We start from the raw sequence: 22,844 nt of genomic DNA on the forward strand, positions 1-22,844 counted from the left end.
GAGATGAAACTCGAAACCATTGCAGCTTCGGAGACGGTCGGCGACTTCATCGCCCGCTATCTCGCCGAGATCGGCGTCACCACGGTTTTCGGGGTGATCTCGATCCACAACATGCCGATCCTCGACGCCATAGCCCGCCAGGACCGCATCCGTTTCGTGCCGTCGCGCGGCGAGGCGGGCGCGATGAACATGGCAGATGCCTATGCGCGCGTTTCCGGTGAGCTAGGCGTCTGCCTGACGTCCACCGGCACGGCTGCCGGCAACGCCGCCGGCGCGCAGGCCGAGGCACTGACCGCCGGCTCTCCGGTGTTGCACATCACCACGCAGGTCGATCTCGAATTCGCCGACCGCGACCGCGCGGCGATCCACGACGTGCCGCGCCAGCCCGAAATGCTACGCGGTGTCTCCAAGGCGGTGTTCCGCATGTGGGATGCCAACGGCGCGATCGGCGCGCTGACCGCCGCCGTCTCGGCAGCCCTTTCCGCGCCGACGGGGCCGGTAAGCCTGGAGATCCCGGTCGACGTGCAGCGCAAGCCCGCCCGTTCGACAGAACGCATCCACCGCCCGCAGCCCACGCGCCCGGTAGCACCCGATACCGTCATCGACGAGATCGCGGAGATGGTGAAGGCGTCCAGGCGTCCCTTGCTGTGGCTGGGCGGCGGCGCGGTCGGCGCGTCGCGCGAGGCGACCGAGTTGATGCGGCGCGGCTTTGGCGTGGTCACGTCGACCAACGGCCGCGCTACCGTCTCGGAGGCTGAGCCCGCGACACTCGGCGCCTTCAACATGACGCCGGAGGCCGTCGAGCTCTACAAGAGCTGCGACCTGATGATCGTCGTCGGCTCGCGCCTGCGAGGCAACGAGACCCGCAACAACAAGATGCCGCTGCCGCGACCGCTGGTGCAGATCGATGCCGATGCGGCTCAGGGCGGGCGCAACTATCCCGTCGAGGTGTTCGCGCACGGCGATGCCGCCGACACGCTTTCGCGCCTGCTCGAACGACTGCCCGATACGCTGGATACGGACACGAATCTGTCGTTCGACATCGCCCGCACACGGGCTCAGGCCGAAGGCAGGATGCGCGATGTCCTTGGGCCATATCGTGTCGTCGCCGATACCTTGGCTGACCGCATCTTCGCCGGCGGCCACCCGTGGGTGCGCGACGTGACCATCTCGAACTCGACCTTCGGCAATCGGTATGTCCGCATCGCAGGACCCAATCTCGGCGTTCATGCGCTGGGCGGCGGCATCGGGCAAGGTGTGGCCATGGGTGTCGGCGCCGCACTTGGATCGAAGGGGGCCAAGGCGGTCACGCTGCTGGGCGACGGCGGCACGATGCTGGGCCTTGCCGAGATGATCACCGCCGTCGAAGAAAACGCCCCGCTGGTCTACCTGCTGATGAACGACAAGGCCTACGGCGTGATCCAGAACATCCAGGATGCGCAATATGGCAACCGCCGGCACTATTCGGCGCTCGCGACCCCCGACTTTGCTGCCTTCTGCGGCTCGATTGGCATGCCGCACACGCTGGTGCGCGACGTTGCGGATTTCCCCGCGCTTCTCGACGAGGCGCTGGCCTCTGAAGGCCCGCGCCTGATCGAGATCGACATGTGCACGATCGGGCCGTTCAACGAAGCGTTCGCCGGGCCTCCCGCCGGCGCGGCCGGAAACGGTGGGTGAGCCGATGCGGCTGGGACTGATCGGCTTCGGCAACATCGCCGTCACGCTGCTCGGCCAGTTGGCCGGCATGCACGACGCGCCGCTCGAGCGGCTGACGGTCCTGTGCCTGCCCGATTCCGCCGACGAAGCATCAGCGCGGCTGGCTGCCGAGTTTGCCGGCGCTTCGCGCGAAACCGCAGTCGTCACCGATGTTCAGGCGTTGCTCGCAGACCGACCGGACATGGTGGTCGAATGCGCGGGGCACGCCGCAGTCGTCGCGCATGTGCCGCCTGTCCTTCGAGCGGGAACGGACGTGGTGATCGTTTCGATCGGCGCGCTTGCAGACGCCCCTCTTGAACAGGAATTGCGCAACGCTGCGGCCGAAGGCAAGGCACGACTGATTCTGCCGGCGGGCGCGGTCGGCGGCATCGACCTTCTCGCGGCAATAGGGCAGGCCGGTGGTCTCGAGGTGCGTTATCGCGGCTTGAAGCCGCCACTCGCCTGGAGCGGAACGCCGGCCGAAGCCCTGATCAATCTCGGCGCGTTGCGGGAACCCAAAACGTTCTTCACCGGCACTGCGCGCGAGGCAGCGCAGGCCTATCCGAAGAACGCCAACGTCGCCGCAACGCTGGCGCTCGCCGGCGCCGGCTTCGAAGCAACGCATGTCGAACTGATTGCCGACCCCGCCGCGCCCGGCAACGTGCATGAATATTCAGTCGTCTCGCCGCTGGCGAAATACACCATGCGTATCGAGAACCTTCCGTCCGCGGCCAACGCCAAGACGTCCGTATCCACGGTCTACAGCGTGCTGCGGGAAATCCGCAACCGCATCGGCCCCGTGTCGATCTGAGGTGGAGCCAGAGATGATAGAACTACCGCAGAACAAGCTTTTCGTCGGCGGCGAATGGGAAGAGGGCACAGGCGCCGAGATCGTCTCGATCTTCCCCGCTGACGGCAGCATCAACAGGGTTTTGCGCGGTGCATCGGTTGCAGACGGCGAGCGCGCGATCGAACGCGCGAAGCGGGCACAGGCTGATCCGGCATGGCGCAATCTCAAGCCACATGAGCGCGCGCGCTTCCTCTATGCGATTGCCGACGGCATCCAAGCCAATGCGCAGCGCATCGCCCACATCCAGAGCCGCGATACCGGCAAGACGCTGCGTGAAACGAGCGCGCTCGCCGCTTCCGCAGCAGGTACCTTCCGCTATTTCGGCGCTGTGCTCGAAACCTCGGATGACGCGCTGACGGCGCAGCGGGGCGATGCCCTGACCATGTCCGTGTACGAGCCGCTGGGGCTGGTGGGAGCGATCACGCCGTGGAACTCGCCGATCGCATCCGATGCGCAGAAGGTCGCGCCAGCGCTTGCCGCAGGCAATGCCGTGCTGCTGAAACCCGCCTCGTGGTCGCCGCTCGTCTCCCTGGAACTGGCTCGCATCGTCGAGGCATCCGGCCTGCCGAAGGGATTGTTCTCCGTCCTGCCTGGGTCCGGCCGCGAGATTGGCAATCTTCTGGTCGAGCACCCCGACATTGCCAAGATCAGCTTCACCGGCGGCACCGAGACCGGCCGGGCGCTGGCCTTGAAGGCTGCGCAGAAGCTGATGCCGGTGTCACTGGAACTCGGCGGCAAGTCGCCCACCATCGTCTTTGCCGACGCCGACATTGAGCAGGCGCTGGCCGGCGTGCTGTTCGGCATCTTTTCGTCGACGGGGCAGAGCTGCATCGCCGGTGCCCGGCTGTTCGTCGAACGGCCGATCTACACGCAGTTCGTCGAGCGGCTGGTGGAAGCGACGAAGCGGCTCAAGGTCGGGCATCCGTTCGAGGCCGATACGCAGGTCGCGCCGCTGGTGCATTTCGACCATCGCGACAGCGTCGCTGACCATGTGCGGCGCGCACGGGAAGAAGGAGCGGAGCTTCTTGCGGGCGGTGGTGCGCCGGAGGGCGCGGCCTACGAGAAGGGCGCCTACTATCTGCCGACGATCCTTGCCGGCGTAGACAACGGGGCACGCATCTGCCGCGAAGAAGTGTTCGGGCCGGTCCTGGTGGTGCTGCCTTTCGATGACGAGGCGGACGTGATCGCGCAGTCAAATGACAACGACTACGGGCTCGCCTGCGGTATCTGGACACGCGACTTCCCGAAGAGCTGGCGCGTAGGCAAGGCCATCCGCTCCGGCACGGTCTGGGTCAATACCTACAAGCAGTTCTCGATCTCCACGCCCTTCGGTGGCGAAAAGGAAAGCGGCATGGGCCGCGAGAAGGGTCGCGACGGCATCAGGGCCTATATGGCTCAGAAATCATTCTACACCGACCTGTCCGGCGCGCCGCATCCCTGGGCTGCGGCGACGGTGCGCGTATCATGAGCCGCGCCGTCGCCATCGTCGGCTCCGGACCGTCCGGCTGCTATCTGGCGCAGGCGCTGCTGAAGGCTGACCCGCAATTGCGCGTCGACATACTGGACCGGCTGCCGGTGCCATACGGGCTGGTGCGCTATGGCGTCGCCGCGGACCATCAGGGCACGAAGGCCGTCATCCGGCAGTTCGAGCGCCTGTTCGAGCGGCAGGGCGCGGGCTTCATCGGTAATGTGGTTGTCGGCGAGGACGTCAGCCTCGACGAACTGCGCCAGGCCTACGACGCCGTGGTGCTTGCAACCGGATTGTCCGGCGACCGGGCGCTCGGCATTCCGGGCGAGCATCTGGAGGGCGTTCATCGCGCCGGCCACCTGACCCGCGCGCTTTACGAACATCCCGACGCTGAGCCGCTGCCGGAACTCGGACGGCATGTCGTCATCATGGGCAATGGCAACGTCGCCATCGACCTCCTGCGCCTGCTAGCCAAGACGCCGGGCGAGCTTGCCGGTTCCGACCTCGGCCCCGTGCCGACCGGCTGGCTGGCGGGCTCGGGGGTCGAAACCATCGACATCATCGGACGATCGCCGGCCGCTGACGCGAAGTTCGATGCCGTGATGATCAAGGAGCTGGCCAAGCTCGAGGGCGTCACGATCGACGTGGTTGGCGCCGGCGCAAGCGACGACGAGGAAGGCGCCAAGAAGATCGCGGCTCTCGAATCGATACACGGCCACGGAACCGGAGGTCGGCGCATCACCTTCCGCTTCAGCCTGACGCCCGTCAGTTTGGAAGGTTATGGCGGGCGTATCGGCGAGGCAGTTTTCCGCAATATCGATGGCGACACGGTCTCTCTGCCGTGCAGCGCCTTCATCACGGCCATCGGGTTCGAGGCGGCAGCAGGCCTGCCGCGTGACGAACTGGTCGGCTCTGCAGTCGAACTTGAGCTGGGCGTGCTTGCCGACGGGCTTTACGCAACCGGCTGGTTCCGGCGCGGCCCGCGCGGCACCATCCCCGATAATCGCACCGATGCGCAGCTTCTTGCAGCGCGCATACTGGCCGACCTTGAAGCTTCGGATACCGGGCTTGAAAAGCCCGGCCGTCACGCCTTTCCGCAATGGACGGCGGCCGTCTGCTACGACGACTGGAAGCGCATCGATGCGGCGGAGACGGCATCGCCGCCGCAGGACCGCTGCCGCGTCAAGATTCCCTCGCGCGAAGCCATGCTGGCGCTTGCCCGCCAAACGAAGGAGCCCGACCTATGAAGATCATGCTGCTTTACGGCACCGAGACAGGCAATGCCGAGATGCTCGCCGAGGACATCATGGCCGAACTGGAAGGCGAGCACGAGGTGGAGTGCCGCAACCTGTCGAACTTCGAGCCGGCCGAATTCGATGCAGGGCGTCTCCACATGATCGTCTGTTCGACCTATGGCGACGGGGAGCTGCCGGCATCCGCCCAGCCCTTCGCCGAAGCCTTGAAGGCTGCAGCCCCCAGTCTGTCCGATATTCATTTCGCGATTTTCGGCCTGGGCGACAGCGAATATGAAGAGACGTTCAATTTCGGCAGCAAGGGGATGGCGGAACTGCTGGCAAGCTACGGCGCAGTCCAGATCGGCGAACGCGTCACGCATGATGCCTCCGGCAGCGACATGGCCGAGGATCTGGCGTTTCCATGGGCCGCAGGCATCGTCGCGCTGGCGGGCGAGAAGATCGGCGAGGTCGCCTGAGATGAAACCGGCGGAGATACGCGACCTGATCGCGATGCCGTGGCAGCACGGAGACTGTGTCGACCTGGCAGGCGTCATCTGCGAAGGCCCGCTCGATCTTGCCGGCCTTGATTTGACGGGCTTCGATATGAGCGGCGCGTCCTTCCCCGAAGGTATCGACGCAACGGGGGCGCGCTTTTTGGGCGTGAGTTGGTTCAGCGGTGCGCGCTTCGGCGGCAAGGCGACTTTCGAGCGTGCGGTTTTCACCAACGATGCGCGTTTCGAACGCGCGCAGTTTGGCGAAACGGTACGGTTCGACGAGGCGGAATTTCGCGGCATCGTGCGGCTCGATGACGCCCGCATGGCGGGCGACGCCAGCTTCGAGCTAATTTCCAGCTACGGCAATTTCTCGCTTCAGAACGTCGAGATAGGCGGGCGCGCATCGTTCAGCGGCGCCGAGTGGCTCGGCGGGCTGTGGTGTCAGGACGCTAGGCTACCGGCGGGCGCTGACTTCTCCGACACGCAGGTGCATGGCCGTTTGTGGCTGCGCCGCGCGGTTGCCGGCAATGCGCCGCTGCCGGACAGCGCCTTCGCCCTGTCCTACGGCTACACCTACATCTGATCGGCTGACCAGCCGCGATAGCCCAACGCTTCCGACATACTGCGCGCGGCGGCCTTCAACTCCTTCTCGATCCGTTCGACGTGCGGGCCGTCGTCAGCGAAGACGCTCGCATGGCCGGTGACGTTGATCGCACCGACGGCGCGCGCCTGATGATCGTGAACGGCGACGGCGGCCGATCCGATCTCGGCTTCGAAATTGGCGACGCTCCATGCCATGCCGCGCGAACGGTCCGTGCGAAGCTGCTCCTCGAGGTCCGCGAGCGACGTGCGGGTCTTGGGCGTAAACGATTCCATGGCCTGCCCGGCATAGAGCGATTTCAGCGCTGCGGGTGACAGCTCGGAGAGCAGGATGCGCCCGATGGTGGTCGCGTGCGCGGGCAGGCGGGTTCCCTCGCGCACCGTGCTGGCAAGGTGGGAGTTCGGTGTCTCGCGGGCGAGATAGACGATCTCCCGGCCTTCGAGCACGCCGAGATGGGCCGAAAGGTTGAGCGAATCGACAAGCTGTTTCAGGAAAGGCCTCGCGACCTGCAGGATGCTGCGCTCGTTAAGGGCTTCGGACGCGAGCGCGATCAGTCCGGTACCGAGGCGATAGCCGCCATCGTCGGGCAGCGGCTCGAGAATGCCCTCTACCTCCAGCGTCGAAAGCAGGCGAATGAGCGTGGTGCGGTTGATGTTCAGCGCCTTTGCGGCGCTGCTGGTATTACGGCAGCGATTGCCTGCTGCGATGTAACGCAGGAGCGCAATTGCCCTGGTAACCGGCGGAACGACGTAGAGCGACCGCCCCGCTTCCTGATGTTCTGTCTCTGCCATGTCGATCCCTAGACTGCTGCACATATATGCGCAGTTTAGTCATATGTGAACAGTCAGGGGATTGATAGGCAGGGGCTCTCTTGTCCCCACCCCGCCAACTTAACGCTGCTGGGCGCGTCCGCCCAGCCCTACCAACGTCGTGCTTGTCGTCCGCTTACGATCCAGGGCTCGCCAGCAGCGCGTTTGCCGCGTTCAACGCAGCCAGCAATTCGCCGGCACCTTCGGCAACCGCGTCCGCGCCCGCTGCGCGAAGGACCTTTGCACGCTCCGGCCGCGGGTCGGCGGGATCGACGAAGCCGATCGCGATCATGCCGGCGGCGACCGCCGCCTCGACGCCGTGGGGGCTGTCGTCGATCATCACGCAAAGCGACGGATCGACTTTGAACTCCTGCGCACAGTGCAGCATCAGGTCGGGCGCGGGCTTCGGTCTTGCCACCGCTTCGGCGCTGAAGATGGCTGGCTTGAAATGATCCCAGAGTTCCAGATGGCCGAGGCTGAGTTCGAGCCGGCGCATGCTGCTGTTAGATGCCACGCATTTCGGCCGTTGAAGGTCGCTCACCACCTGCAGGATGCCCGGCATCGCCGTCAGACGTTCTCCGAAGGTCCGAAACAGGGTCTCGTGCCACGACGACATCAGTGGCTCGATGTCGGTGATGCCGTAATCGTCCTCGATCATGCGGCGGATGGTCGAGACCGAATTGCCGGTGAATTTGACGTGTGATTCCGAAGCCGAGATGTCGACGCCTGCGCCGCGCAGGCTTTCCGCAAGCGTGCTGCTTGCGATGGGCTCGCTGTCGATCAGCACGCCGTCGCAGTCGAAGATGATGAGGGCGATGTTCTGCAACGGATCGCGTTCCGCCACAATGGCGGCAGTCTGAAGTGGCATGTTGTGCAAGTCTTTATGCTCCGCGCAGGGCGACGGCCAGATCGGGGCGGTCGGTGGTGATCTGGCGGATCGGCTTTCCGAGCCAGTAGGCGATGTCGGCTTCGTCGTTCGGCACCCAGGCGCCGAGCCTGTCGCCCGGCACCAGATCGGTGATCATGTCCCAGTTCTGATCGAGGACGTGTCTTTCGATAGCGATTACGTCGGAGAGATCGAGCATACGGCGAAGCCCTTCGGTCAGGCCGTGGCGCTCGACCGACTTCGCGTCGAACGAGGACAGCGTTCGAATGTGCGGTGCAACCTCGCGGATCGTCGCCAGCACTTCGGGCAGGAAGCTCGTCAGAATCGAGCGGGCAGCCATGCCACGATCATCGAGCAACGCCGCCGCCTTGGCCTCAAGGCCGGGATAGGGCTTTCGCTCGTGGTCAGCCTTCAACTCCACATGCAGTTCGATTGCGCTGCCGGCGAAGACATCGAGGACTTCGTCCAGCGTCGGTATCGTGCCACCATTGTCCTTCAGCCTGACCTTGTGATTTTCGCCAAGGCCGAGCTCGGCGACCGGTCCGCTTCGTTCCGTCGTCCGGTCGAGTGTCGGATCGTGGATCACGAGCATCTCGCCCGCCTTCGTCAGATGGACGTCGAACTCGACACCTTCGACGGGCAGTTCCAGGAGTTTGCGGAAGCCTTCGATGCTGTTTTCAGGCCAGAGATTGCGGCCACCGCGGTGACCGATGATGGAGACCATATGCGTCAATTTCCTTTGTTGGGGGATGTCACTTGCCTGAATCGACCAGGCCCTTCGTGAACCAGCGCTGCATCAGCAGGATGATGACGGCTGGCGGCAGCATGACGAAGAAGGCCGCGCTCATGGCTATGTTCCAGGCCGGTTCAGCATCCGAGACTGGAACCAGATGCTTCAGGCCCAGGATCGCCGTCTGCATCTCGGCATCGGTGGTGAAGAGGAGCGGCCAGAGATACTGGTTCCAACCGTAGATGAAGAGGATGATCGACAGCGCGGCAATGTTTGCGCGCGACAGAGGCAGCAGGATATCGAGGAAGAACTTCACTGGCCCAGCGCCATCCAGCCTCGCTGCCTCGCACAGCTCCTCCGGCACCGTCAGGAAGAACTGGCGAAACAGAAAGGTCGCCGATGCGGATGCGATCAAAGGCAGGATCAGGCCGCTATAGGTGTTGACCATGTTCCATTGCAGCGCCGCCTCAAGCTGGTAGCCGGTGACGCTGCCGACAAGCCATGAGATGCCTGTGATGTCGGCGAACCAGCGTAGCGGCCCTGCTGCGTCGGCCACCGCCTCGTAGGTCGGTATTATGCGCACCTCGACCGGCAGCATCAGTGAGACGAAGATGAGCCAGAACGCAGTCATCCTGAAGGGAAACCGGAAATAGGTGATGGCGAATGCCGCGATCAGCGAGATCATGAGTTTGCCGACAACGATGCCGACGGTCACGATCAGGGAGTTGATGTAGAGCCGCGAGAAATTGCCCTGGTTCCAAGCCGTGGCGATGTTGTCGAGGAAGTGCGTGCCCGGCACCCAGGGAAACGGTGTCTGCTGCACTTCCTGCAATGTCAGCGAGCCGGCGACGAAGGCGAAGTAAAGCGGCAGACACACGGCTGCCGCGCCGAGCAGCAGCACGGCGTGGCAGAAGATCGTCAGCCCGAGATTGCGCTCGATCATGGTTACACCTGATAGTTTACCCGGCGCTCGAGCGCGCGGAACTGGAGGACGGTGAAGAGGATCGCGATGATCATCAGGATCACCGACTGGGCGGCCGAGGAACCGAGGTTGAGCTGGACGAAACCGTCCTGGTAGACCTTGTAGACGAGCGTGTTGGTTGCACCCGCCGGACCGCCTCGCGTCACCGCGTCTATGATGCCGAAGGTCTCGAACAGTCCATAGACCACGTTCATGACCATCAGGAAGAAGATGGTCGGCGTCACCAGCGGCAGTGAAATCGTGAAGAAGCGCCTGACCGGTCGCGCGCCGTCGAGCTTTGCAGCTTCCAGCAGCGACTGCGGCACGGCGAGCAAAGCGGCGACCAGGAAGATGTAGTCGTAGCAGATGTGCTTCCACACCGACGCGACGATCACGAGAAGCTGCGCGTCGAACGGGCGGCGGTTTGGATCCCAAGGTATGCCGAGCGACTGGATGAACTGCGCCAGCGGACCGACGGCCGGATTGAACAGGAACGCCCACAGCACGCCGGAGATCACGGGCGCAATCGCATAAGGCATCAGGATGACGCTCTTGTAGAGGCCGCGGCCTCGGATCACGAAATCGGTGGCGAATGCAAAGAGCAGTGCCAGAGCGATGGTCACAACGGCCTGGATCACAGTGAACCAGAGCGTGAAGAACACGCTTTGCCTGTAGTCCGGGCTTCCCAGAAGTTGCGCGAAATTGGCGAACCCGACGAAGATTTCCCGAGCACCGAACGGGTCGACCTGCACGAAGGCGAGCGAAAGCGCTTTGTAGGATGGAATGAAGAAGAAAAAGAGCAGGATCAGCAGTTGAGGGGCGAGCAGCGCCGCCGCAAGGCCTGGCTTGCTGAAATGCGCGGTCTTGAGCCCGGCTTCCGAGGTCTTCGGCAGCAGGCGGCTGAGCGCGATGCCGATCGCGAGTGGGGGGCGCGTGTCCGCGCCCCCAATGCCCGCTGTCGCGTTACTGCGAGGCATGGAGCCTCTCATACTGGCGCAGGATTTCATTGCCGCGGCGCGCGGCGTTGTCGAGCGCTTCCTGGGCCGTCTTCTGGCCGGTCCACACGCCCTGGATCTCTTCGACGAGAAGCTGCATGGACTGGTTGTGGTTGCCGAAACGGAAGCCGCGCGAATTCTCGGTCGGCTCGCCCCGGCTGAGCTGCAGGATGGCGATCTCGCGGGTCGGGTTCTCCTCGAAATAGCCTTCGGCCTTCAAGGCTTCATAGGCGGTCGTTGTGACGGGGACATAGCCGGTCTGCTTGCTCCACCAGACCTGCGTCTCGGGGGAGGCGACGAAGTCGATGAAGGCTGCAGCGCCGGCATATTCCTCGTCGCTCTTGCCCTGCAGCACCCACAGCGCACCGCCGCCGATCGTGCTGTTCTTCGGTTCAACACCCTCCTCATGCGGCAGGAAGGTCGCGCTCCAGTCGAATTGCGCGCCCGAGCCGATGCCCGCATGCGCGGCGGTCGAGGCGACGTAGGTCGCGCAGGTGCCAGAGGTGAAGAGCTGCTCCGGCGACAGACCCTGGCCGGCGATCTGGAGGACGTCGTCGTCCATCCACTTCGACAGCCGCTCGAGTTGGCCCACGACCAGCGGGCTCTTGTTGAACACGAACTCCGTGCCAAGCCCGTCGAACCCGTTTGCGAGCGTGCCGTAGGGCTGGTCGTGCAGGGCGGCGTAGTTCTCGATCAGGCTCCAGAAAAAGTCATTGGCCAGCGCCATCGAGCATTCGCTGACGCCCTGCTCCTTGATGGCGTAGAGCTGCTTTTCGACTTCCTGCCAGGTCTCGCCGGGCGCGTCGAAGCCGGCTTTCTTGAACATGTCCCGATTGTACCAGAATATCGGGGTCGAGCTGTTGAAGGGCAGGGCGGCCGGAACGCCGTCGACGAGGAAGAAGCCCGAGACCGGCGCGATGAAGTCGTTCCAGTCGACGTCGTGGCCTTGCTCTTCCATCAGCGTCGGCACCGGAACGACGGCGCCCGAATTCAGCATCGTCATGAAGCCGCGTTCGGCTGCCTGGATGATCGTCGGCTGTTGGCCAACGCGATAGGCCGCGACCATCGCGGCCATGTTCTCTTCGTAGTTGCCCTTGTGGACCGCGACCACTTCGTACTGGTCCTGCGAACCGTTGAAATCCGTGACGAGCTTGTCGACTACCTCTCCGAGACGGCCGCTGAGCGCGTGCCACCATTCCACCTTGACGCGTTCCTGCGCGGCTGCTGCGCCGGGCAATGCCAGCATGCCGAGCGCAATACCGGCCGCCAGCGTCTTCGCGAATTTGCGCGGCGCATTCCTGATACCAAAATCGATTGTCATCTGTGTCTCCTCTCGCATCGCCGTATTCCTTGCCCGCGTCTTTCCAGCACGCGGGTGGGCCGCTTCCACGGCGGCGACAAAAAGAAGCTAGCGCCCACGGATTACAAATGTCAATATCATGTTACAAATGTATGACGCATTGCTAGGAGGAACTCATGGCCGCTATCGAACTGGTGGATCTGAAGAAGAATTACGGGACTGTCCCCGCGGTGAAGGGCATCGACCTTTCCGTCTCCGATGGCGAGATGATTGTGCTCGTCGGACCGTCAGGCTGTGGAAAATCAACCTTGCTGCGCATGATCGCGGGCCTCGAATCGGTCACGTCGGGGCACCTGCGGATCGCGGGCAAGGACGTCGGTTCGGTGGAGCCGGCCGACCGTGACATCGCCATGGTCTTCCAGAACTACGCGCTCTACCCGCACATGTCGGTGCGGCAGAATCTGGAATATGGCCTGAAGAACCGGGGCTTTCCGCGCCAGGACATCGCGCGCCGCGTTGCCGAAGCCGCAGCGATCCTCGAGATCGAGCCGTATCTGGAACGCCGGCCCCGGCAGCTTTCAGGCGGCCAACGCCAGCGCGTCGCGATGGGGCGGGCGATCGTCCGCAACCCGGCTGCCTTCTTGTTCGACGAGCCGCTCTCCAACCTTGATGCCAAGCTCCGGGTGCAGATGCGTGTCGAGATCCGCAAGCTGCAGAAGCGGCTCGGCACCACGAGCATCTACGTCACGCACGACCAGCTCGAGGCGATGACGCTGGCCGACCGCCTCGTCGTCATGAATGGTGGCCGCATCGAGCAGATCGGCACGCCGATCGAGGTTTACGAGCGGCCGCAAACGCTCTTTGTTGCTGGCTTCATCGGCTCGCCGCCGATGAACCTGATCGACGTCGGGCAGGCCGATAATGTGGATTGGGGCGAACTGCCGCCGCAGACCGGCGTCGTCGGCGTGCGGCCGAATGCGGTTCGCACGACGCCGACGAAGGGCGCCATCCGGTTCACCGGTGTGGTCGAACTGATCGAACCCATCGGTGGCGAGAGCCACGTGCACTTGATGCTGGATCGCGGACAGGCTCTTATCGCCTCCGTTCCTGGCAAGGCCGGTATCGCGGAAGGCGACCGTGTGAACTGGCATGTCGACCGCGCCGACCTGCATTGTTTCGACAAGTCCACCGGGCGGCGAACCGACTAACCGGAAGAGGGCTTTCGCGGGAGGCTGCGATTGACAAGCGCCCCGCGTGAAGTCCTATACCGGAAGTCAATCAAGAAAGTGCATGAATGCTTGCAGACCAGCCCGCGCCGACCCCAGAAGAGCAGATGAATGTCCGGGTCGTCTGGATGTATTTCATGGAAGGGCGCACCCAGGGCGAAATCGCCGAAGCGCTTTCGACCAACCGGTTGAGGGTCAACCGCATCATCAGCGATGCCCGGCGCACTGGCCTTGTGACCATCAAGCTCAACTCCAGGCTGACCTCCTGCGTGGAACTGGAGCAGCACCTTGCCGAGAGCTTCGGTCTCCACCGCGCGATTATCGTTCCAACGCCGAACGACCCGGAGCTCGTTCCGGTGCTTCTTGGCCAGGCCGCTGCCGACTATGTCACGCAGCTTCTCGCAGACGGCAAGATGAGCGGCATCGGCGTGGGGTGGGGCGCTACCTTGCGCGAATTGGTGCGGCATATGCCGGCGATGCGCCGGCCCGAACTGTGCGTGAACTCGGTCATGGGCGGACTGACGCGCGGCATCGAGATCAACACCTTTGACATCGCCAGCGATTTCGCGCGACAGCTCAGCGCGACCTGCGCATACCTCGCCGCCCCGATCTACGCCGGCAGTCCCGAATCGCGCGACGCGATCATGACGCAGGACGTGTTCCGCAGCGCGTTCGAACGCATCGCGGCCAACGACATGATCATCCTGAGTGCAGGCGACCTTTCCGAGCGCTCCCTTCTGATGCGCTACGGTATGCCGAGCGATGTCGACATCGACGGCCTGCAGGCGGCAGGCGCGCAGGGCGACCTGCTTGGCCAATTCATCAACAGCGCCGGCAAACCGGTCAACCACGAGATCAACCGTCGTGCCATCGCCCTGCCGCTCGAAGCCTTGCGCGACGTGCCCAACGTCGTCCTCAGCTCCGGCGGTCTGAACAAGGTCGGCGCCATCGCGGCGGCGCTGCGTTCGGGCCTTTGCAATGTTCTTGTCTGTGACGAGGATACGGCGCGCGCGGCCGCCGACCTGGCCGCTAAGTGGCGGACGCAAGAGGGCGACTGACGCCGTCCTTCCAAACGGAAATTTCCAGCGGGTAGGGACTTGCCCTGCGCACTATCGCCTGTTAAACGTTTAACAGTAAAACGTTTAACAGGTTGCTCGCGCTCTATGGAACGCAGGAGAGTCACGATCAAGGACGTCGCCGCCCGGGCAGGGGTTTCCATTGCCACGGTGTCAAATGTCTTCAGCGGCACCAAGCCGGTGACCGACGATCTGCGCCGCCGCGTGGAAAAGGCGGCGAGCGATCTGTCCTACCAGATGGACCGGGCCGCCTCGCAGCTCCGCTCCGGTCAGGCTCGCGTCATAGGCGTGCTGGTTCCCGATCTCGATGACACGTTCTTCACCTCCCTCGTCTCGCGGATCGAGGTGTTGGCCATGGAGGATGGCTACGATGTCATCGTGGCCAGCTCCCGCGATGACGCGGACCTCGAGCAGTCACGTATCCGGGCTTTACTTGGCTGGCGCCCTTCGGGCCTTATCGCGGTGCCGTGTTCGGATACCGTGCCGGATCTTCTTAAGTCCGAAGCCGCTCGGCTGCCCATGGTGTTCGCCGACCGTGTCGGGCCTGAAGGCTCTTTCGTGGATACGGTGGCGATCGACAATTTCGAGGCCGGCGCGATCGCCGCCAGGCATCTGGTGGAACTCGGCCATCGCAAGGTCGTCGTTGCCGCGTCGGACATGGGCATATCGCCGATCCGCGAGCGTGTGCGCGGCGTCGCTGAGACGCTTATCGCAGCGGTTGGCACTGAGCCCGTGGTCGTGGAGCTCGGCTCAAACGGCGAGCGCGGCGCCGATAGATTCTCCTCGTTTCTTGCCGGCAATTCCGCACCCTTCGCGGTCATCGGGCTTACCAATGTCACCACGCTCAGTGCTCTCTCGGCGCTGGCGCGGCACCGTATCGACATCCCGGAGGCCGTGTCGGTGATCGGCTTCGATGACTATCCGTGGATGAGCGCACGCAAGACGGCGCTGACGGCAATTCGCCAGCCCATCGAGGAGATGGGCAGGCTGCTGTGGGAGCGCCTGACGCTGCGCATGTCCGGGGAAGATGCGCCGCCGCGCCACGTCTCGCTGTCGACAGCGCTGCAGGTGCGGGACTCGGTCCGGCCCGTGATCGGGCAGCCGCGCCGTAATTCATCGGGCGAACCCGCGGAGGAGCGGGGCGCCGGGCAACATCATTCAGCAGGCCAGGAGCCGGCCTAGGAAAGTACGAGTCCGCGTTGCGGTCGGGAGGACCTTTTGCGTTCAAGAAGTATCATCGGCATCGCGCCGCTCCTGGCGCCAGTTCACGTTCTCATCTTGAGCGTGATCGTGCTGCCGTCGCTCTATGTCGTCTGGCTGAGTCTGAGCGAGTCGAGCTTCGGGCAGGCGCCGACCTTCGTCGGCCTGCAGAACTTTATCGACGTCATCACCGATCCCGCATTCCGCAGCGCGCTCTGGAACACCGTTGTGCTTGTGGTGGTTGCGGTCCACATCGAACTGGCGCTGGGGCTTGGCATGGCGCTGCTGTTCGCTGGAGGCCTGCCGTTCCGCCGTTTCCTTCTGGTTGCCGTGCTGGCGCCCTATGCCGTCAGCGAGGTGATCGCCGTTGTCATGTGGCGCTTTCTGTTCGATCCCGATGTCGGGCCTGTGACGCTGATGCTGCAGTCCATGGGGCTGCCGATCCTCGACTGGTCCTTCGAGCCGTCGCACGCCATGATCCTGATTGCGCTGCTGACGATCTGGCTGCATCTGCCTTTCACCTTCATCATCCTCTATGCTGCGCGGCTGGCGATCCCCAGCGACCTCTATGAGGCGGCCCGGATCGATGGCGCTACCGCATGGCAGGCGTTCAAGCGGGTCACGCTACCTCTGCTTGGCCCCGCAATCGTCGTGGCGCTGCTGTTCCGCTACATCTTCGCGTTCCGCCTGTTCTCGGAAGTGTGGCTGCTGACCCAGGGTGGGCCGGCGCGCTCGACCGAGGTGGTCGCGGTTTATCTCTACCAGGAGGCGTTCAGCTACAACGCGTTCGGCACCGCCGCCGCCACGGCGTGGATCATGGTGTTGGCTTCACTGCTGCTCGGTGCAGGCTACGTGTTCATCCTCCGCAGACAGGTGTCCGCAAATGCGAACGCGTAACCTCCTCGCCGCCATCGGCAAGACGGTCGCCGTCGCCGCGATGCTGTTCTGGTCGCTGTTCCCGATCGCATTCATCGTGATGTCGTCGCTCAAGCCCGGGCAGGACATCTTCGCCGTGCCGCCGCGCTATGTCTTCGAACCAACGTTCGAGCACTACGTCTCGCTGTGGCAGCAGTGGGGAGCCTTCTTCGACGGCCTCCTCAACAGCACGATCATCACCGCAGGCGCGACGGTGATCGCCATCGCGGGCAGCACCTTTGCGGGCTACGTCTATTCCCGCAACAGCAGCCGCATGCTGGACGCCAGCGTCCTGTTCCTCATCGTGGTGCGGCTGATCCCGCCCATCGTGGTCACGCTGCCGCTGTTCCCGATCGTCAACGTGCTGGGGCTCAACGACACGCATGCGATAATGATGGTGCTTTACGCCACCTTCTTCGTCTCGCTTGGCACGGTCCTGATGCGGACCTTCATCGACCAGATCCCGCGCGAACTTGACGAGGCTGCCGAAATAGACGGTGCCGGGCGCCTGACCGTGCTGCGCCGGGTGATCGTGCCGCTGGCCGCGCCCGGCATCCTTGCCGTTGCCGTCTTCGTAGTCGTGTTTGCGTGGAACGAATATCTGTTCGCCTTCATCTTCACGTCGACCCGCGCCAAGACCGCGCCGCTCGTCATCTCGGAGATGATCGGTTCGATCGATGGTGTCGACTGGGGCATCCTGTTCGCCGCCTCGACGGTGCAGTTGGCGCCGGTCCTGCTCTTCGTCGTCTTAATGAATCGCTATCTCGTCGCCGGTCTCACCGCCGGCGCGACCAAGGGGTAAGTCAGCGTAAAAAAGGGAGGTTTGAAATGAACGATCGCAACATCATCGCCCTGTCCCGCAGGGGATTTCTGGGTACCGCCCTGGGCGGCATCGCAGCACTTGCCACGCAGCCTTCGTGGGCCGCGTCCAAGACACTGAACGTACTCAGCCACAAGGTTCACCAGACGGTGCTCGGCGCCGACGGTGGCGACCTGCTCGCCGACTGGAAGGCATCGAACGATGCCGACGTTTCCTGGACGACCTTCGATTCCAACCCGCTTCAGGATCGCCTCTTCCGTGAGGCCAGCCTCGGCTCGACCGACTACAGCGTCGGCTACATGATCGACAACCGGCCCACGTCCGAGATCGCGGCACTGTTTGAGCCGCTGGACGACTATCTCGCCAGCGATCCCATCGAAGACTTCCAGGACATTGCGCCCGGCCTCGTCGACGGCATGACGGTCGACGGCAAGCTGATCGGCATTCCCGTCCGCCATGCCACGCAGGGCCTGTTCTACAACGAAGAGCTTTTGCAGGAAGCCGGCATCGACGCGCCGCCCACGACGCTGGAGGAACTGGTCGAGCAGGCTCGCAAGCTGACCTTTACATCGTCGGCGGGTACGCCGGTGGTCGGCATGGTGCTTGCGAGCGACCTCGCGGTCTTCCCGGTGATGTTCGCCCGCGCTTTCGGCGGCGACTTCATCACCGGCGACTTTCAGCTCATGCCGGACAAGGACGCCATGGTGAAGGGCCTCACGGTTCTCCGGGAAATGTTTGAGGCCGGAGCCTTGCCGCGCAGCTACGCCACCACCCGCAACGACGATCAGGTGACCTGGCTCCAGCAGGGCCGCGCAGCCTTCACCGTGCTGCCATTCGCCCGCCATGCGCAGCTCAACAATCCCGAGCAGAGCAAGTATCCCGGCAAGATCAAGGCCGTCGAGTTCCCGATTTCCGCCGAGTTGAAGGGCAAGATGCCGATGTCGTCCATCGTCGAGGCGTGGGCCATGGTCATTCCCAAGAACGCTGCCGACAAGGACCTAGCCTGGAGCTTCATCAAGGACGTGTCCAGCAAGCGGGCGACGCTCGGCATGGCGCTCAACGGCAACGGTCCGGTTCGGGTCTCGACCTATGCGGAACCGGATCTTGTCGCCAAGAACCCGCTCGCCGAGGTCGAGGCCGCGGTGCTGGCCAATGCGCGCGGCGCGTTCCCGCCGTTCCCGGAAGCGGCTAGGGCGCAGGGCATCATGCTTGAGGAGGTGCAGCTTGCCGTTCTCGGCCGCAAGCCGGTCGCCGAGGCGGTGGATGCGATCGTCGAGCGCGTGACGCCACTCATGCCGGCCTGACCGGAACGATAGATGCTGCCGGGCTTCGGCCCGGCGGCCACCAACCCTTTCACCCCTGATCACTCCTGAGGATCACCCATGCCTGCTTCCCCCGTCCGCTCGATAGAAGAGCCCGCCCGTTCGATCCCCGTATCAGCCGAATACGATGTGCTTGTCGTCGGCGGTGGCCCCTCCGGCCTCACCGCCGCTCTGGCGGCTTCCGAGGATGGGCTGCGGGTCGGATTGATCGAAAGCCGCAGCTTCGTCGGCGGCAACATGACAATCGGCTTGCCCGTGCTCGGTTTCCTTGGCCAGAAGGGCAACCAGATCATCGACGGTTTGCCGCAGAAATTCATCGAGCGGCTGCGCAAGGAGCGTGACGGGGCGAGCGAGCACAGGCCCTGCCCATTGCATATGGGGATAACGCTGGTCGAGCCGGAAGCCGTTAAGACGGTTGCCCTCGAAATGCTGACCGAGGCCGGCGTCGACGTGTTGTTTTACACCTTCTTCGCAGGCGTGGTTATGGACGGCGACACGATCCGCGGCGTTATCACCGAGAGCAAGAGCGGCCGCACGGCAACGCTTGCAAAGGTCGTGATCGATTGCACCGGGGATGCGGATGTCGCATATCGCGCCGGCGTGCCGACGGAGAAGGGCAACGCCGATGGCGGCATGCAGCCGCCGACCCTGATGTTCTGCCTTGGCGGCGTCGACACCGAGAAGCTGCGCCTCAGCATTGCCAATGCGCCGCCGCAGGCGCGCACCTACCTGACCGACTTCATTCCTGCCGAGTATTTCGGCCAGAACCATCAGTTCATCGTCGTCGGCATGCGCGAACTGATGGCCAAGGCCAAGCAGGAGCGCGGCCTGCAGATACCCAACGAGCGCACCATCATCATCACCGGCCTCAAGAAGGGCGAGGTCTGGATCAACATGACGCGCGTGAAGGACACCGACGGTACGGATGCCCGCAGCCTCACCCGCGGCGAGATCGAGGGCAGGGCGCAGATCGACGACATCATCACCTATCTCGTCAATTACGTGCCCGGTTTCGAGCAGGCCTACTTCACCAAGACAGCCCCTTTCCTCGGCATCCGCGAGACACGACGCATCGTCGGCCAGTATGTGATGACGCAGGAAGACGTACTCGCCTGCAGCCATTTCGACGACGCGATCGCGGTCGCCAGCTATCCGATCGACATTCACCGGCCGGCCGACGACGGCTGCACGCTGATATGGTGTGGCGACTGCTACGACATTCCCTACCGCTCGCTGGTGCCGCAGAAAATCTCGAACCTTCTGGTGGCCGGAAGAAGTATCTCCGCCACCCACGAGGCGATGGGTGCCATCCGGGTCATGGCGACCTGCATGGCGATGGGTGAGGCAGCCGGTCGCGCGGCCAAGATTTCGGTGCGCGGCAACCGCACGCCGGCCGAGATCGACGTTCAGGAGCTGCGCCGCCAGCAGCTCGAGCGCGGCGTCTACCTTCGCAATCCGGACGGCACGAGGGCACCGGCTGCCGAGCACGCGCCTGCCGCGTGACCGAAGCAATCCGCAAATCGAGAGGAGGGAGCTTTGCTCCCTCCGGCAACGAGGCTTTTGCATGAGCCAGGCTCATTTCATCGGCATAGATGTCGGCACCGGCAGCGCCCGCGCCGGTATCTTCGACGCGGCGGGAGCGATGCTCGCTTCGGCCAAGTGCGATATCGCGCTCCATCTGGAAGCTGGCGACATCGCCGAGCAATCCAGTGAGAACATCTGGCAGGCTGTCTGTACGAGCGTTCGCCAGGCAATGTCGTCTGCCCGCCTTGCGCCGGGGGATATTGCCGGCATCGGCTTCGATGCAACCTGCTCGCTGGTGGCGCTTGGCAAAGATGGCGCGCCGCTGCCCGTCGGCCATCATGGCGACGCCAACCGCAACATCATCGTCTGGATGGACCACAGGGCCATGGATCAGGCGCGGCGGATCAATGCCGGCGGCCATCCGGTTCTCAACTATGTCGGCGGCACAATCTCGCCGGAGATGGAAACGCCCAAGCTGCTCTGGCTGAAGGAAAACCTGCCGGAGACCTATCGTGCTGCATGGCAGTTTTTCGACCTCGCCGACTATCTGACCTGGCGCGCCACCGGCAGCCTCGACAGGTCGGTCTGCACCGTTACCTGCAAATGGACCTATCTCGCCCACGAACAGCGCTGGGACGAAAGTTATTTCCGCGCGATCGGTCTGGACGATCTTGCCGATGACGAGTTTGCCCGCATCGGTACGACGATCGTGCCTGCAGGCCAACGCCTCGCCGACGGGCTGACAACCGCTGCTGCTCGCGATCTCGGGCTGATGCCCGGAACGCCTGTCGCCGCCGGGTTGATCGACGCCCATGCAGGCGGGGTCGGTTCTGTCGGCGCCAGCGGCGGCGACGGGTCGGCGACGACGCGCATGGCCTATGTGTTCGGCACCTCCGCATGCACGATGGCAAGCAGTGTCGAGCCGGTTTTCGTTCCCGGTGTCTGGGGGCCGTATTACTCGGCCATGGTGCCGGGCCTCTGGCTCAGCGAGGGCGGACAGTCGAGCGCCGGTGCCGCGATCGACCAGATTCTCGCCCTTCACCCGGCCGCGGTAGAGGCTCGCGAAACGGCGAAGACGCGGCAGATGTCGCTGCCGACACTGCTTGCGGATATTGCCGTGGATCGGGCCGGCTCGAACGCAACCGCGGCAAAACTTGCGGGACATCTTCTGGTCGTCCCCGATTTCCTCGGCAACCGCTCGCCGCATGCCGATCCCGATGCGCGCGCGGTGATCGCGGGGCTTGGCATGGAGCGCGACCTCGACAGCCTCGTCGCACTCTATGTCGCCGGCGTTCTGGGCATCGGCTACGGACTGCGCCAGATCATCGAGGCCAGCCGCGCGAACGGCATAACAGTCGAGACGGTGGCGCTGAGCGGCGGTGCCGGGCTGCATCCGCTGGTCCGGCAACTGCTCGCCGATTGTGCCGGCCTGCCGGTCACTACCTCGCGGCAGCCGGAGCCGGTGCTTCTCGGATCGGCCATGCTCGGCGCCACGGCAGCCGGCGCGTTCCCGGACCTGCAAGCCGCCATGCGCGCAATGTCCTCATCCGGTGACACATTCGCACCGGAGCCGGACTTGGCCGGCTTTCACAGTCGCCGCTTTGCAGCCTTCGAGGCGCTCCAGTCCGCGGCGAAGACGACGCGCGACATTATAAATGGGGAGAAATGAGATGGCCGGCTTGCAGCTCGAAAAGCTGGAAAAGCGCTTCGGTTCGGTCGACGTCATCAAGGGGGTCGACCTTGAGGTCAAGGACGGCGAGTTCGTCGTCTTCGTCGGACCGTCGGGATGCGGCAAGTCGACCTTGCTGCGGATGATCGCCGGCCTCGAGGACATAACCGGCGGCACGCTGTCGATCGGTGGAAAGCGCTGCAACGACATGGAGCCGCGCGAGCGCGGCATCGCGATGGTTTTCCAGTCCTACGCGCTCTATCCGCACCTGACCGTCTATCAGAACATGAGCTTCGGGCTCACGCTCAACAAGACGCCGAAAACCGAGATCGACGCACGGGTGCGCGAGGCAGCACGCATCCTCAAGCTGGAGCCGCTGCTGGCGCGCAGGCCGAGCCAGCTTTCGGGCGGTCAGCGGCAGCGCGTGGCCATCGGCCGCGCCATCGTGCGCCAGCCCTCGGTCTTTCTGTTCGACGAGCCGCTGTCCAATCTGGATGCGGCGCTGCGCATGGACATGCGCATGGAAATCGCCCGGCTCCACAAGGAACTCGGCGCGACGATGATCTACGTCACCCACGACCAGGTCGAGGCGATGACGCTCGCCGACAAGATCGTGGTGCTGGAGGGCGGTGTCGTCCAGCAGATCGGCGCGCCGATCGAGCTCTACAAAAAGCCCGCGAACAAGTTCGTTGCCGGCTTCATCGGCTCGCCCCGGATGAATTTCCTGGACGTGCGGGTCACCGGCGTCGCTCGCGGCTCGGTCACCGTCGAATCGCCCTCGATAGCGCCGGTCACGATCGATGCGCGCGGCTTTGCCGCTGGAGATCGGGCGCTTCTGGGCGTGCGGCCCCAATATCTGAAGCGCGAGGGGCTGGATGGCGCGGCAGGCGCAGTGCGTGGCAGCGTTTCTCTGGTCGAGCGGCTTGGTGCAGAGACCGTCGTCAGCTTCGAAACCGCGTCGAGCGAGCGGGCACTTGCAGCGATCCCGCAGGACGAGGTGTTCGAACCGGGCAGCCCGGTCGAGTTCCGTTTCGATCCCGGCGCGGCGCACCTGTTCGCAGCCTGACA

21 protein-coding genes are annotated in these 22,844 nt (G+C 64.2%); 15 read left to right on the plus strand and 6 right to left on the minus strand.

Annotation, left to right across the window (positions count from 1 at the left end; all coding sequences use genetic code 11):
• Positions 1-3 precede the first annotated feature (3 nt).
• From V1479_RS08085 to V1479_RS08110, 6 genes are read left to right on the plus strand one after another with little or no spacing between them, the layout of a single operon-like run.
• Positions 4-1,677, plus strand: a complete 1,674-nt coding sequence (locus tag V1479_RS08085; protein ID WP_368802455.1) for a thiamine pyrophosphate-binding protein — start codon at positions 4-6, stop codon at positions 1,675-1,677.
• A gap of 4 nt (positions 1,678-1,681) precedes the next feature.
• Positions 1,682-2,506, plus strand: a complete 825-nt coding sequence (locus V1479_RS08090; protein WP_368802456.1) for an aspartate dehydrogenase — start codon at positions 1,682-1,684, stop codon at positions 2,504-2,506.
• Positions 2,507-2,519: 13 nt separating this feature from the next.
• The gene (locus V1479_RS08095) at positions 2,520-4,013 is read left to right on the plus strand and encodes an aldehyde dehydrogenase (protein ID WP_368802457.1); all 1,494 of its coding nucleotides are present in this window, start codon (positions 2,520-2,522) and stop codon (positions 4,011-4,013) included.
• Positions 4,010-5,260 (plus strand): FAD-dependent oxidoreductase, encoded by a 1,251-nt coding sequence (locus V1479_RS08100; RefSeq protein ID WP_368802458.1) that lies wholly within the window; start codon positions 4,010-4,012, stop codon positions 5,258-5,260. Before V1479_RS08095 ends, V1479_RS08100 begins: the two co-directional genes overlap by 4 nt.
• Complete coding sequence (locus tag V1479_RS08105) at positions 5,257-5,724, plus strand: flavodoxin domain-containing protein (protein ID WP_368802459.1); 468 nt, start codon at positions 5,257-5,259, stop codon at positions 5,722-5,724. Before V1479_RS08100 ends, V1479_RS08105 begins: the two co-directional genes overlap by 4 nt.
• Before the next feature lies 1 nt (position 5,725).
• Positions 5,726-6,325: a pentapeptide repeat-containing protein gene (locus V1479_RS08110; RefSeq protein WP_368802460.1), complete on the plus strand. Its 600-nt coding sequence runs from the start codon at positions 5,726-5,728 to the stop codon at positions 6,323-6,325.
• Here the strand turns inward: V1479_RS08110 and V1479_RS08115 are convergent.
• The 6 genes from V1479_RS08115 to V1479_RS08140 all read right to left on the minus strand — a co-directional run bounded on the left by V1479_RS08115 (position 6,316) and on the right by V1479_RS08140 (position 12,045).
• Positions 6,316-7,134 (minus strand): IclR family transcriptional regulator, encoded by an 819-nt coding sequence (locus V1479_RS08115; protein ID WP_368802461.1) that lies wholly within the window; start codon positions 7,132-7,134, stop codon positions 6,316-6,318. The genes V1479_RS08110 and V1479_RS08115 overlap by 10 nt on opposite strands.
• Positions 7,135-7,288: 154 nt before the next feature.
• Positions 7,289-8,020 carry an HAD family hydrolase gene (locus V1479_RS08120; RefSeq protein ID WP_368802462.1) on the minus strand — a complete coding sequence of 244 codons (732 nt, stop codon included), beginning with the start codon at positions 8,018-8,020 and terminating at the stop codon, positions 7,289-7,291.
• A 13-nt stretch (positions 8,021-8,033) separates the two neighbouring features.
• Positions 8,034-8,762, minus strand: coding sequence for a glycerophosphodiester phosphodiesterase family protein (locus tag V1479_RS08125; RefSeq protein WP_368802463.1), 729 nt, complete (start codon positions 8,760-8,762; stop codon positions 8,034-8,036).
• A 28-nt stretch (positions 8,763-8,790) separates the two neighbouring features.
• Positions 8,791-9,711 carry an ABC transporter permease subunit gene (locus V1479_RS08130; RefSeq protein ID WP_368802464.1) on the minus strand — a complete coding sequence of 307 codons (921 nt, stop codon included), beginning with the start codon at positions 9,709-9,711 and terminating at the stop codon, positions 8,791-8,793.
• A gap of 2 nt (positions 9,712-9,713) precedes the next feature.
• Entirely contained in the window at positions 9,714-10,706 is a 993-nt protein-coding gene (locus V1479_RS08135) for an ABC transporter permease subunit (RefSeq protein WP_368802465.1), read from the minus strand.
• A complete protein-coding gene (locus tag V1479_RS08140) occupies positions 10,693-12,045 on the minus strand; it encodes an extracellular solute-binding protein (RefSeq protein ID WP_368802466.1) in 1,353 nt (450 codons plus the stop codon). The genes V1479_RS08135 and V1479_RS08140 overlap by 14 nt, the downstream gene beginning before the upstream one ends.
• Before the next feature lie 155 nt (positions 12,046-12,200).
• Here V1479_RS08140 and V1479_RS08145 point away from each other — a divergent pair, with 155 nt between their 5' ends.
• From V1479_RS08145 to V1479_RS08185, 9 genes are all read left to right on the plus strand, one after another.
• On the plus strand, positions 12,201-13,232 hold the full coding sequence (locus V1479_RS08145; protein ID WP_368802467.1) for a sn-glycerol-3-phosphate import ATP-binding protein UgpC: 1,032 nt from the start codon (positions 12,201-12,203) through the stop codon (positions 13,230-13,232).
• A gap of 86 nt (positions 13,233-13,318) precedes the next feature.
• A complete protein-coding gene (locus tag V1479_RS08150) occupies positions 13,319-14,308 on the plus strand; it encodes a sugar-binding transcriptional regulator (RefSeq protein WP_368802468.1) in 990 nt (329 codons plus the stop codon).
• 105 nt (positions 14,309-14,413) lie between these two features.
• Entirely contained in the window at positions 14,414-15,508 is a 1,095-nt protein-coding gene (locus V1479_RS08155) for a LacI family DNA-binding transcriptional regulator (RefSeq protein WP_368802469.1), read from the plus strand.
• Between the two features lie 36 nt (positions 15,509-15,544).
• The gene (locus tag V1479_RS08160) at positions 15,545-16,423 is read left to right on the plus strand and encodes a carbohydrate ABC transporter permease (RefSeq protein ID WP_368802470.1); all 879 of its coding nucleotides are present in this window, start codon (positions 15,545-15,547) and stop codon (positions 16,421-16,423) included.
• Entirely contained in the window at positions 16,410-17,243 is an 834-nt protein-coding gene (locus V1479_RS08165) for a carbohydrate ABC transporter permease (protein WP_368802471.1), read from the plus strand. The genes V1479_RS08160 and V1479_RS08165 overlap by 14 nt, the downstream gene beginning before the upstream one ends.
• Before the next feature lie 26 nt (positions 17,244-17,269).
• Positions 17,270-18,565: an ABC transporter substrate-binding protein gene (locus tag V1479_RS08170; protein WP_368802472.1), complete on the plus strand. Its 1,296-nt coding sequence runs from the start codon at positions 17,270-17,272 to the stop codon at positions 18,563-18,565.
• Between the two features lie 78 nt (positions 18,566-18,643).
• Complete coding sequence (locus V1479_RS08175) at positions 18,644-20,086, plus strand: FAD-dependent oxidoreductase (protein WP_368802473.1); 1,443 nt, start codon at positions 18,644-18,646, stop codon at positions 20,084-20,086.
• 61 nt (positions 20,087-20,147) lie between these two features.
• The gene (locus V1479_RS08180) at positions 20,148-21,776 is read left to right on the plus strand and encodes an FGGY-family carbohydrate kinase (RefSeq protein WP_368802474.1); all 1,629 of its coding nucleotides are present in this window, start codon (positions 20,148-20,150) and stop codon (positions 21,774-21,776) included.
• 1 nt (position 21,777) lies between these two features.
• Entirely contained in the window at positions 21,778-22,842 is a 1,065-nt protein-coding gene (locus V1479_RS08185) for an ABC transporter ATP-binding protein (protein ID WP_368802475.1), read from the plus strand.
• Positions 22,843-22,844 lie beyond the last annotated feature (2 nt).

The sequence above is a fragment of the Neoaquamicrobium sediminum genome (genome assembly GCF_040970315.1).
GTDB classification, from domain to species: Bacteria; Pseudomonadota; Alphaproteobacteria; order Rhizobiales; family Rhizobiaceae; genus Aerobium; species Aerobium sediminum.